Origin of the sequence: Aeromonas sp. ASNIH1 (assembly GCF_002934285.1) — a bacterium.
Lineage (GTDB): Bacteria > Pseudomonadota > Gammaproteobacteria > Enterobacterales > Aeromonadaceae > Aeromonas > Aeromonas caviae.
Window position 1 is genome coordinate 1,940,892 of record NZ_CP026228.1, and the last position, 11,609, is coordinate 1,952,500.

General features: G+C 60.0%; 10 protein-coding genes and 2 pseudogenes (1 of these 12 only partly in view). 7 read left to right on the forward strand and 5 right to left on the reverse strand.

Annotated features, from left to right (window positions below):
• Window positions 1-67 precede the first annotated feature (67 nt).
• Complete coding sequence (locus tag C2U37_RS25250) at window positions 68-193, reverse strand: hypothetical protein (protein ID WP_010674215.1); 126 nt, start codon at window positions 191-193, stop codon at window positions 68-70.
• 325 nt (window positions 194-518) lie between these two features.
• On the opposite strand from C2U37_RS25250, the pseudogene C2U37_RS09375 reads away from it, so the two are divergent.
• The 5 genes and pseudogenes from C2U37_RS09375 to C2U37_RS09395 all read left to right on the forward strand — a co-directional run.
• Window positions 519-686, forward strand: a pseudogene (locus C2U37_RS09375) (outer membrane protein OmpW); the annotation flags it as partial.
• A 71-nt stretch (window positions 687-757) separates the two neighbouring features.
• Window positions 758-1,845, forward strand: a protein-coding gene (locus tag C2U37_RS09380) for an IS3-like element ISAs22 family transposase (protein ID WP_088821966.1) whose coding sequence is annotated in 2 segments (ribosomal slippage) — window positions 758-1,010 and window positions 1,010-1,845 — 1,089 coding nt in all. Because the reading frame shifts where the segments join, the coding sequence is not laid out codon by codon here.
• 43 nt (window positions 1,846-1,888) lie between these two features.
• Window positions 1,889-2,332, forward strand: a pseudogene (locus C2U37_RS09385) (OmpW family outer membrane protein); the annotation flags it as partial.
• Window positions 2,333-2,529: 197 nt separating this feature from the next.
• Window positions 2,530-4,509 (forward strand): methyl-accepting chemotaxis protein, encoded by a 1,980-nt coding sequence (locus tag C2U37_RS09390; RefSeq protein WP_039040116.1) that lies wholly within the window; start codon window positions 2,530-2,532, stop codon window positions 4,507-4,509.
• Window positions 4,510-4,517: 8 nt separating this feature from the next.
• On the forward strand, window positions 4,518-5,981 hold the full coding sequence (locus tag C2U37_RS09395) for an extracellular solute-binding protein (protein WP_104452172.1): 1,464 nt from the start codon (window positions 4,518-4,520) through the stop codon (window positions 5,979-5,981).
• Between the two features lie 60 nt (window positions 5,982-6,041).
• On the opposite strand, the gene C2U37_RS09400 is transcribed toward C2U37_RS09395, so the two are convergent.
• On the reverse strand, window positions 6,042-6,833 hold the full coding sequence (locus C2U37_RS09400; protein ID WP_104452173.1) for a GNAT family N-acetyltransferase: 792 nt from the start codon (window positions 6,831-6,833) through the stop codon (window positions 6,042-6,044).
• Between the two features lie 327 nt (window positions 6,834-7,160).
• On the opposite strand from C2U37_RS09400, the gene metF reads away from it, so the two are divergent.
• Complete coding sequence (gene metF, locus C2U37_RS09405; RefSeq protein WP_010674220.1) at window positions 7,161-8,057, forward strand: methylenetetrahydrofolate reductase; 897 nt, start codon at window positions 7,161-7,163, stop codon at window positions 8,055-8,057.
• A gap of 63 nt (window positions 8,058-8,120) precedes the next feature.
• On the opposite strand, the gene C2U37_RS09410 is transcribed toward metF, so the two are convergent.
• Window positions 8,121-9,185, reverse strand: coding sequence for a DUF3103 family protein (locus C2U37_RS09410; protein ID WP_104452174.1), 1,065 nt, complete (start codon window positions 9,183-9,185; stop codon window positions 8,121-8,123).
• A 147-nt stretch (window positions 9,186-9,332) separates the two neighbouring features.
• Window positions 9,333-10,484, reverse strand: a complete 1,152-nt coding sequence (locus C2U37_RS09415) for a benzoate/H(+) symporter BenE family transporter (RefSeq protein WP_233768466.1) — start codon at window positions 10,482-10,484, stop codon at window positions 9,333-9,335.
• 113 nt (window positions 10,485-10,597) lie between these two features.
• Here C2U37_RS09415 and C2U37_RS09420 point away from each other — a divergent pair, with 113 nt between their 5' ends.
• The gene (locus C2U37_RS09420) at window positions 10,598-11,170 is read left to right on the forward strand and encodes a helix-turn-helix domain-containing protein (protein WP_010674223.1); all 573 of its coding nucleotides are present in this window, start codon (window positions 10,598-10,600) and stop codon (window positions 11,168-11,170) included.
• Here C2U37_RS09420 and C2U37_RS09425 read toward each other — a convergent pair whose 3' ends face one another.
• Window positions 11,171-11,609, reverse strand: the final stretch of a protein-coding gene (locus C2U37_RS09425) for an NnrS family protein (RefSeq protein ID WP_104452175.1). 758 nt of this gene lie beyond the right edge of the window; 439 of the gene's 1,197 nt are visible here — the last part of the coding sequence; its start codon lies beyond the right edge, outside the window; its stop codon occupies window positions 11,171-11,173.

Below are 11,609 nucleotides of genomic sequence, written 5' to 3' on the forward strand. Positions count from 1 at the left end.
GCGAGGTGCGCCGGTCTGGCGCCCGGCCAGGGATGAGAGGGAGAAAAGAGGGACTCGTCCGGCAGACTCAGTGTGTCAGCATCAGGAAGGCGAGGGCGAACAGGAAACCCAGCAGAATGAAGAGGAAGGAACCTATCCCCCAGATGGCGGCAAGAATGCCGAGAATTTTGTCTTTGCGTGTCTGTGGTTTCATAGAATTCAAATTACAGCGTGGTTACATCGCATTAATAAAATACGCCCCGGGGCATAATTAAACAACAATTGAAAGGTGATATGAAGATGTTTAAGGTGTATTTAATTTGTATTTTACATTTCATGATGATGCGGTAATTTAAGGCATCATCATGTATTTGAATGACTTTTTATTTTCATCTGCGGTTTGATTGTCCAATCAAAGCTGCTGTGTACATCTATCTATTCCTTGATAACTATTGAGCTAAATCAATAACCGGCCATTCACATCCTTTTATAGTTTTCGGGCTTGCAACATAGAAAGAAAACAAAAAAGGAATAATGTGATGAAAAATATCCTTCCTCTGTTAATCGCAGCCGCTTTTGCTTCCCCCGTCGCCATGGCACATCAGGCCGGTGACATCCTGGTCCGTGGTGGCCTGGCGTTCGTCTCTCCCCAGACCAGCAGTGACAACGTGCTGGGGACGGGCGAGCTGGAGATCGACAGCAACATGGGTAATCCCCCCGAAAAACTGAGGTGCTCATAAGTAGAATTTTCTCGTATCTTGAACGCAGGAGGTTCTACATGAAAACATCACGCTTTAGCGATGCACAGATCATCGCCATCCTCAAGCAGGCCGAGTCTGGTTCACCCGTCCCTGAGCTCTGCCGTGAGCATGGCATCAGCTCCGCCACCTTCTACAAGTGGCGCTCCAAATTCGGTGGCATGGATGCCTCTCTCATGGCGCGCCTCAAAGAGCTGGAAGAGGAAAATCGTCGCCTTAAGAAGATGTATGCCGAGGAGCGCCTAAAGGCTGAGATCATCTCCGAGGCGATGGCAAAAAAGTGGTGACGCCATCTGCCCGCAGGGAGATGGCGACCAAGGCTGTGGCTCATTACGCCATTTCTATCCGTCTGGCTTGCCAGGTGTTCAAGGTGAGCGAGGGTTGCTACCGTTATCAGCCCGTGCTGGCTGATGAAAACCAGGAGATTGCCGACTGGCTACTGCGCCTCACCGCCAACCAGCGCAACTGGGGTTTCGGACTGTGCTTCCTGTACCTGCGTAACGTCAAAGGCTTTGGCTGGAACCACAAGCGGGTCTACCGGATCTATCGGGCGCTAGAGCTCAATCTGCGGATAAAACCCAAGAAGCGGCTAGTACGCGCCAAGCCGGAGCCGTTGGCAGTCCCTGACCAACCGAATCACTGTTGGTCGATGGACTTTATGCATGACCAGCTCAGCGATGGTCGTTCGGTGCGGTTGTTTAATGTGATCGATGACTTCAATCGCGAAGCACTGTGCATCGAGGTGGATTTTTCCTTGCCTGCCTCGCGAGTCAAACGGGTGCTGGAGCAGGTCATCGAGTGGCGGGGCAAACCAGCCGCAATCCGCTGTGATAATGGTCCGGAATACATCAGCGAAGAGCTCAAGCAATGGGCGCAGCAGAAGAGGATTGCGCTGAGGTATATCCAGCCAGGCAACCCGCAGCAGAATGCCTACATAGAGCGATTTAACCGCACTGTGCGTTACGACTGGTTGGGCCATTACCTGTTTGAGTCACTGAATGAGTTACAGGAATTTGCCACGAACTGGCTGTGGGTTTATAACCATGAGCGGCCCAATATGGCGCTGGGCGGCTACACGCCGAAACAGCGCTTGGCACAGGCCGCATGACCTCTACTTTTGAGTGCTCCAAAAAATGGGGGGATTACCCATGCAGCTTGGCCTGACCCTCTCCTACATGTTGACGGACAACTGGGGTGTCGAGCTGCTGGCCGCGACCCCCTTCTCCCACTCGGTGTCGACTGCCGGCCTGGGTGAGGTCGCCAAGGTCAAACACCTGCCGCCGACCCTGATGGCGCAGTACTACTTCGGTGATGCCAACAGCAAGGTGCGCCCCTATGTGGGGGCCGGTATCAACTACACCACCTTCTTCGACGAGGAAGGGCGCGGTGCCCTGGCCGGGACGGATGTGAGCGTGGACTCCTCCTGGGGGATGGCGGGTCAGGTGGGCCTGGACATGGCGATCAATGACCGCTGGTTCGTCAACGCCTCCGCCTGGCTCATCGACATCGATACCGATGTGCATACCGCCGTGGGCACCATCAACACCTCCATCGATCCGGTGGCCTTCATGTTCGGCGTCGGCTACCGCTTCTGATGACAAACGTGGCCGGTGCTCGGCCATGACAACCAAGCATGTCTCTTTGGCCCGGCTCTGTTCGGGCCCTTTTCTGCCTGCCATGTCACGCCAACTGTGATCTGGCCCGCCATCGCGTCACGAACCGCTATTCCATTGCACCCCGCTGCCGATAACCTCGGCATTCACCCCTTTCCCCAACGAGTGAGGATGCCTCCATGGGTTTATCTATTGTGCAGCGGATCATCGCCGGCTTCGTGCTGATGCTGTTGTTGCTGGTTCTGCTCGGCTTCATCAGTATTCTGAAGATCCGGGGGATCAACGAGGGGCTCTCCCAGGTTTCTGATCGTGCCACCCCCCTGGTGATCGCAGTCGCCGGGCTCAAGGGGGCACTGCAGGACAGCAACCGCTGGGTGCTCACCTACAGAACCAGCGAGGAGGCGGCCCAGTTGCCGCAACTGGCCAGCCAGTTCAAGGCGCAGCAGGAGCGTTTCCTGGCCCAGAGCAAGGAGATGGCCCGGTTTGACGGGGTGGCCGAGGCGAGCGAGCGGTTCCGCCAGGTCGACGGGGCGACCCGCGAGTTCTACGGGTTGGCGGATCAGGTGCTGACCCAGCACGGCCAGTGGGTGGCCGCACTCGATCGGCGCCATGAACTGGAGCTGGCGTTCATCCGGCTGGAAGATACCTACCAGTGGGCCGCCGACCTGTTGTTGCAGCAGACCGCGAGCAAACGCTCCATGCGCAACAAGGCCGAACTCATCACCTCCGGCATTGCCCGGGATCTGAAAAACATCCGCCGGGCCGATGCCAAGACCGATCTCAATGAATTGGAGAAGGTGCTCGGCAAGGATATCGAGATGGCACGCAAACGGCTCGAACGGGTGCAGGTGCCCGATGACGTGAGGCAGCGTTTCATCGTCAACCTCGATCGGATGCAGGAGCTGGCCCTCGGCCCGAAAGGGCTGCTGGCGACCATGCGCAATGGCCAGCAATTGGCGGCCTCGCTGCAGTCCCTGAACCAGCAGCTCGACACCAGTCTGGTCAACAGCCTGGCGCTGCTGGACGAGATGGCCAAATCGGCGGGCAGCATTGCCAGCGCGAGCCGGGTCGGGGCGGATGACGCCGTCAGCAGCGCCAGCGCCTGGATCCTGATCGTGTCGGCCATCTCCGCAGCCGCCGCGCTCCTCATCGGTTACACCACAGCCCGCAGCATCCAGCGTCCGCTGCAACTCATCGATCGGGAGCTGGATCGCATGGCCACGGGTGACATGACCCGGCGCATCGACTACCAGAGCCGCTGCGAGTTTGGCAGCCTGACCCGCTCCATCAATACCCTGGCAGACAAGACTGGCGAGCTGCTCGCCCAGATCAATGCCGGCTCGCGCCATCTGGTGGACGAGGCGAGCCGCGCCGCCGAGATAAGCGAGCGGGCCATGTCACGGGTGCAGGATCAGAAGAGCCAGACCGATCAGGTGGCTGCCGCCATCACCGAGCTGGAGGTGAGTGCCACCGAGGTGGCGCGTTCCACCGACGGCACCAAGCGCGAGGTGGACCTGGCGGATGAAGAGGCCCGCGCCGGACGCAAACAGGTGGCGACTACGCGCCAGATCACCGAACAACTGGCGGGAGCCATGGAAGAGGCGGTCGGCATCACCCACAAGCTGGGGGAATTCAGCGACAACATCGGCAGCATCCTCGACGTGATCCGCAGCATCGCCGAGCAGACCAACCTGCTGGCGCTGAACGCGGCCATCGAGGCGGCCAGGGCGGGGGACGCCGGTCGCGGCTTTGCGGTGGTGGCGGACGAGGTGCGGGCACTGGCGAACCGGACCCAGACCTCGACCGAGGAGATCCAGGCCATGATCGAGAACCTGCAAAGTTCCAGCAAGCACGTGGTGGCCGTGATGGCACGCAGCCAGGAGCAGACCCAGGATTGCGTGGCCCAGACCCGGGTGATGGACGAGGCACTGCAATCCATTGCCGAGCGGATGAGCGCTATCAAGGCGATGGCGGATCAGGTGGCTCATGCCGCCCAGGAACAGATCTCCGTGAGTCAGGGGGTTGCCCGTCATGTCGCCGGCATTGCGGATGTGGCTTACGAGACCGAGCGGGAGGCGCGGGAATCGGCCAGCAGCAGTGAGGTGCTGGCGGATCTGGTCGCCAAGCAGCAGCAATTGATCGCCCATTTCAAGGTGTAGGAGGACTTATGGCTAACAAGTGGATCGGGGCCCTGAGTCTCCTGTTGTGTGGCCAGCTGATGGCCAGCGAGCTGGTGATAGAGAGCTGGCGCATAGATGACAAGGCCTTGTGGGAACAGAAGATCATTCCTGCATTCGAGGCCGCCCACCCGGGTATTCAGGTGAAATTCAACGGGGTGCAGAACGTCGAGTACATGCCGACCCTCTGGGCCAGCCTCAAGGCGGGCAAGGCGGGGGATCTCATCACCTGTCGCCCGTTTGACGACTCCCTGGCCCTGTTCAAGGCGGGCCATCTGGTGGAGCTGAGCGAGATGGCGGGGATGGAGAACTTCCCGAGCTTTGCTCAATCCCCCTGGCAGACCGACAGTGGCGCCCAGACTTTCTGCGTACCCATGGCATCGGTGATTCACGGCTTCTTCTACAACAAGAAGATTTTCAGTGAGCTGGGGCTGACGGTTCCCCAGACCCGCGAGGCATTCTTCGCGGCCCTGGACAAGGTGAAGGCGGATGGTCGCTATGTTCCCCTCGCCGTGAGCGGCTCGGAGAGCTGGGTTGCCTCCGAGCTCGGTTTCCAGAACATAGGCCCCAACTACTGGAAAGGGGAGGATGGTCGATTGGCGCTGATCGGGGGCCAGGAGCGCTTCAACAACCCGCAATACGTCAAGGTGTTCGAGGAGCTGGCCCGCTGGCGTGACTACCTGGGGGAGGGGGGCGAGAGCCGCGACTACGCCACCACCAACGAGCTGTTCACCTCGGGCAAGGCTGCCTTCTATGCGGCGGGATCCTGGGAGATTGCCCCCTTCACCGGCAAGGTGGACTTCGGTGTCATGCGCCCGCCCGTGGCAAAGCAGGGGGATGGCTGTTTCTTCACCGATCACACCGATATCGGTATGGGGATGAATCCGGCCAGCAAGAACAAGGAGGCCGCCATGACCTTCCTGCAGTGGCTGACCACTCCCCAGTTTGCCGAGCTCTATACCAACTCGCTGCCCGGCTTCTTCTCGCTCTCCAACCACTTCTTTGAAGCCACCAATCCGGCGGCCAGAGAGATGATGGAGTGGCGGGATCAGTGCGATTCCACCATCCGGGTTGCCACCCAGATCCTCTCCCGTGGTACTACCAAGCTCGGGGATGAACTGGCCGAGGTGAGCCAGCAGGTATTGCTGGGAACCGTGGCACCCAAGGCGGCGGCCGATCGCCTGGAACAGGGGTTGAAAGGGTGGTATGCCCCCCATCAGGGCAACCAGGGCAAGGGACAGGAGTGTCAGTGTGAGGCGAGCGTGCCTGCCGTCCCTGCGTCGGGTGCCATCGGGACCGAGCCTGCTGCTCCTGTGGTGCCGAATGGACAAGCGCCCTCCGGAGCAAGCGCGACCCAGCCTCCGTCAGAACCGGTGTCCGGAGCCGTCGCTCCAGCGCCTCCTGCCGAAGTGGAGGAGGCGCTCGCCAGTGAACTGGAGGGGGCACAACCCTGATGGTTCACCATGAAGAACGGGAGGCCTTGGCCTCCCGTTTTGCATCTGCATGATGACCTGTCATTCCCGTGGCCAGCGGCACAGGCTGCCGATACGGGCCACCGGCACGAAACCCAGAGCGCGATAGACCCGCTGGGCGTGATAGTGCTCGTCTGCCACTATGATGAGCGAACTGGCCTGTGCCAGTCCCTGGCGTGCGACCTGGCTCAGCAACAGACGACAGAGCCCCCGGTTTCGCCACTCTGCGTGCGTGCGCACCAGTTGAAAGCGTCCCAGGGTGCCGGTGAAGAAGAGTCCGCAGCTGGCAACCAGTTGATCCTGGTGCCATAACCCCCACCACTGTCCGAGCCCGTCATCGATCATGGCCTGATAGAGCTGGCGGCGTGACAAGAGATAGGGAAGATAGCGCTCCTCCGAATGGGTGGGATCCCGCTCTGCCAGCTCGAAGGCGAGCCACTGATCCCAGTCCGCCGCGGTGAACGGGCGAGCCGGGGCCAGGTCGCTGCCGGTGGGGGCTTGCCACTCCATTGCACTCAGCGCCAGTACCACGCACTCCATGTATTGGTACCCCGCCGCCACGAACCCGGCGACCCGGCTGTTCTGGCCTGCGGCGAGGGGCCACTGGAAGGTGCGGTGGCGGATACGGGGATCCCAGCCAATCAGCCTGTCGAAACTGGCCTCGAGCCAGCCCTTGTCACGATCGCTTGGGGGGGTGGGCAGCAACAGGTAGTTGCCGAAGTAGTAGTCTGGAGAGCCCGGGGTGCGCACGGTCCAGAACGCATCATGATCCGTCACCTCGCCCTGATAGCGATCGAACAGCAGATCGGTGGCAAAACCGGGGTGATCTTCCATGATGGGGCTCCTGCAAACGCTTGAATTGCTTATCGGCAGGCGGGGAAAGAAGTTAAAAAAAGGCCGGGAAACCCGGCCAAACAATCACACGCAGATTCAGAACGTCCAGGACGATCCGCCCGCATCATAGCGTGCCTGACAGCATTTTGGGATGGGGTCGCTCATTACTTAGGTTGAATTGCAAAATAAAAAAATCGGCAATCCCCCTTGTCGCTGACAAATCGGTATTGACTTTGATCCGTTTTATCATAAAGATAGAAAGACGTTTAGACGTCCAAACATCCGTTTTGGCGTGAAGGAATGGGTTGCAGGACAGGGAGAGAGCAGATGGGATTTCACAGCGCGCGTCAGGTTGAGGCACTCAACCAGAGTTTGGCGGATCTGGGTGGCGACATATCGGTCAGTTTCGAGTTTTTCCCGCCCAACAGCGAAGGGATGGAGAACACCCTCTGGCAGTCCATCGAGCGCCTGCAGGTGCTGGAGCCCAAATTCGTCTCTGTGACCTATGGCGCCAACTCGGGCACCCGGGACCGCACTCACAAGGTGATCAAGGACATCAAGGAGCGCACCGGCCTCATCGCAGCCCCGCACCTGACCTGTATCGACGCCAGCCGTGACGAGCTGCGCACCATTGCCCGTGATTACTGGAACAGCGGCATTCGCCACATCGTGGCCCTGCGCGGAGACTTGCCCCCCGGCCTCGACAAGCCTGACATGTATGCCACCGACCTGGTTGCCCTGCTGAAATCCGAAGCCGATTTCGACATTTCGGTCGCCGCCTATCCGGAAGGCCACCCCGAGGCTCGCAGTGCGCAATCCGACCTGCTCAACCTCAAGCGCAAGATAGATGCCGGTGCCAACCGGGCCATTACCCAGTTCTTCTTCGATGTGGAGACCTATCTGCGTTTTCGGGATCGCTGCGCCGCCATCGGTATCGATGCGGAGATCGTGCCGGGGATACTGCCGGTCTCCAACTACCAGACCCTGGCCAAGTTTGCCGGTTTCACCAACGTGAAGATCCCGCGCTGGATGCACCAGCGTTTCGAAGGGCTGGAAAACGATCAGATGACGCGCAACATGGTGGGAGCCAGCATTGCCATCGACCAGGTGCGTGTGCTGAGTCAGGAAGGGGTGAAGGATTTCCACTTCTATACCCTGAACCGCTCAGAGCTGACCTACGCCATCTGTCACACACTGGGTGTGAGGCCGAAAGGTCAGGCCTGATCCGCGGCTCTGATACAGAAAAGCCAATGAGTCTTCTCATTGGCTTTTTGTTTTGGGCGACAGTCAGGGCCGGGTTGGCTGGATCTCCCTGGGCTCGAGATCGATGACTGCATTGCCGGCGGCACCGGGATACTGGTGATAGCTCTGGTCCTGCTCCAGGGTATAGAAGGTGTCGAGGTAGTCGTCGTTGTTGGTCATCCAGGAGTCCGGAAGTGCCTTGACGATACGACCGCCGAGGTCGAGGAAGGGCAGGGCCTCGGGTACGCCGCCCGCAGTGAAGCCGAGTTTGAGTGCGTCAATCAGGAGGGCACTCAGCTCCTTGTAATTGACGTTGTCATCCTGCTCCATCATGACCACGTCGACGGCTCCCCAGCGGTAGCGATCCCAATAGACCAGGATCTGGTTGGGGGTGTAGTCGGTGTTGTCGTAGTCGAGATAGGGCATGTCGACGATATCTACCACGGGCTCGTCCCTGCCAGGATTGACCCCGGCCACGACGGCATAGACCTCGGCGGCGCCCAGCAGCCAGGGCTCCTGATCATCGTTGAGCCTGATCTTCTTGAGAATGCTGGTCTTGAGGGGCGTGGTGTTGCTGGTGGCACGGGGCGTCACTTGCATGTCGGCGGCAGCCAGCGCCTTTCGCATCACCTTCAGGCCGGCATTCTTGGCTTTTACCGGATCGGCCTCCACCACCAGTACCGGCCGCGCCGGCGGCTGGTTCACATCGAGATAGATCGGGCTGCCGGCGCTGTCGAACGCCTCGATGGCGCTCCAGCTCTTTTCGTCACCACTTGGTATGTAGGCAACCAGTGGCTCAACCCCTTGTTGCAGTGCATCCGCCTGATCCGGATTGGCCAGCCGCAGTTGCATCAGTTCCCTGACCTCGCCATCCAGCCCTTGCCGACTGATGGCCGCCTGGTTGGCATCCCGAGCCTGGCGCTTCAGGCGCGGGCTGGCCTTTTGCAGCAGGTTGGGCAGTGGACTCTGGTATTCCTGATTGTTCAGGAGTGGCAGCAGGTTCTTCTGCTGCAGCGCGAGCTGGCGTGCCAGCTCCCGATCGGTGTCGGCAGCCTGGGTCGTGGTGGCGCCCAGCAGTGCCAGTAACAAAATGACAGCCTGGTTCCTCATCTTCGTTCTCCAGTATTGAGTCTGACAACGGCGCTTGTCGGGAAGGATCTGCGCCGTTTTGTTACTAGAAAGGAATAAGGTTCATATGTGAACGCTCTTCTCAGGATTATGTGCTGCGTCTCACTGGAGTCTCCCCAGATGGTCAGGTCAGGCGCGGAGCCGGTTGACTTGATGCAATGTCACTCCGATCAGCAATCCCCAGCAGGCAGACCCGACCCCGAGCAGGGTGATCCCCGAGGCAGTCACGAGGAAAGTCAGTAGCGCGGCTTCCCGCTCCTCGTCCTGCTGCAAGGCGCTGTGCAAGCTGCTGCCTATGGTGCCGAGCAGCGCCAGCCCGGCCACGCAGGTGACCAGCGCCGCAGGGAATGCGCTGAACAGGGCAACCACGGTGGCACCGAAACAGCCTGTGAGCAGGTAGAAACATCCAGCCCACACGGCAGCAGGCCAGCGTCGAGTGACATCGTGATCCACTTCCTTGCCCATGCAGATGGCGGCAGTGATGGCGGCCAGGTTGAAGGCATAGCCGCCAAACGGTGCCAGCAGCACGCCGATGAATCCGGTCCAGCCAATCAGGGAAGAAGTGGCCGGTTGATAGCCGTGGGCGCGCAGGATGGCAATGCCCGGCATGTTTTGCGAGGTCATGGTAACGAGAAAGAGCGGGAGTGCGATGCCGAGCAGGGCGTCGATGGAAAAGGCTGGCGAGATCCAGACCGGGGTGGAAAGTTGCCAGTGAACCTCGTTGAGTTGCAGCTCGCCCCTCAGGGTGCAGAGCAGCATGCCGGCCGCCAGGACCAGCACCATGGTGTAGCGGGGCCAGAGGTGGCGACCCAGCAAGAAAGCCAGTAGCAAGGTGCCAAGCAGCAGAGGATCTTGCGGTGCCACCTTGAAGAGATCCAGCCCGAACCTGAGCAAGACTCCGGCCAGCATGGCGGCCGCCAGTGGGGCGGGAATGTGACGCATCAGCCTGTCGAACCAGCCGCTGATACCGCAGAGGGTGATCAGCAGTGAAGAGATGATGAAGGCGCCGATGGCTTCAGCCAGACTGAAGTTCCCCAGGCTGGTGATGAGCAGGGCGGCACCCGGGGTGGACCAGGCCGTCAAGACAGGCACCCGGTAATAAAGGGAGAGGCCGATGCAGCTGACCCCCATGCCGATACCCAGTGTCCATAGCCAGGAAGAGACCTGGGCTGCATCGGCACCGGCGGCCGTGGCGGCCTGGATGATCAAGACGACAGAACTCGTGTAACCCACCAATACGGCGATGAGTCCCGCGACCATGTGGGGGAGGGCTAGGGGCATGGGAAACTTCCTTGTGGATGCTGATAGCTTGTGCGCTATTGCGTACAATGTGGTTTGGACTATAACGCTGTGCGTTATGGCGCACAATATGGTTCGAAGAAATCGGAGAACAGATGCAGGAGATGAGTCGCTATCTGGCCCAGCGATTGAAAGGGCTGCGCACTGAAAGAGGATGGAGCCTGGATATGGCCGCCCGTGAAACGGGGGTGAGCAAGGCCATGCTGGGACAGATCGAGCGAGGTGAATCCAGTCCGACGGTGGCAACATTGTGGAAGATTGCCACCGGTTTTCGGGTCTCTTTCTCCAGTTTCATTGAGCCGACACCAGCGGCACAGGGAGAGACGGTATACCGTATTGCCGATGATATTCGACAGCAGCCGGCGGGAGAGGGGATGCAGGTTGCCCCGCTTTTCCCCTATGAGGCCCGCTTTGGTTTCGAGTTGTTCGAACTGACCCTGCTACCTGGCTACCAGCGGGAGTCAGAACCCCATGAACCCGGAGTGACCGAACATGTCATCGTCATCAGCGGTGTGATGGAGGTACTGGTTGACGGGGCGTGGCGTTCCCTCGATCAGGGTGAGGCCGTCCGGTTTGCAGCGGACCGTACCCATGGCTATCGCAATCTTGGGGTCGCTCCCGCCATCTTCCACAATCTGATCCACTATCCGGCCATGGCCACGCGATGATTAGCCGGGGCGGCCATCCGCCCTGGGACTGGTCAGTATGGGGGTATAAACCCAGATGAACAGACCGTAGGCGGCAACCCAGCTCCATCCGCTGAGGTTCCATCCCGTGAGGGTGAGATTTGGCCAAAAGAGAGGGAGCAAGACCCGCAACAGCGCGGACAGGATCACCAGTGCAAATGCCGCCGTGATCCTGCGTCCTATCTGCAGGGCTCTGCCACTGTGTCCGAGGGATACACGGGCTATCATCCCGAGGATCATGGCCCCCATGCTGCCCGCGCTGAACAGATGGCTGGCCAGTGACAAGGCAATCGGCCAGCCAGCCGTGCGTGCCGCCAGGGCGGTCAGCCCCAGTGGGATAAAGAGGTAGGCCAGGTGAAGCGACCACAGCAGGGGCTGGGCCAACGTGGTTCCGGGTCGCCAGCGCAGCTGCCTGTAGAGG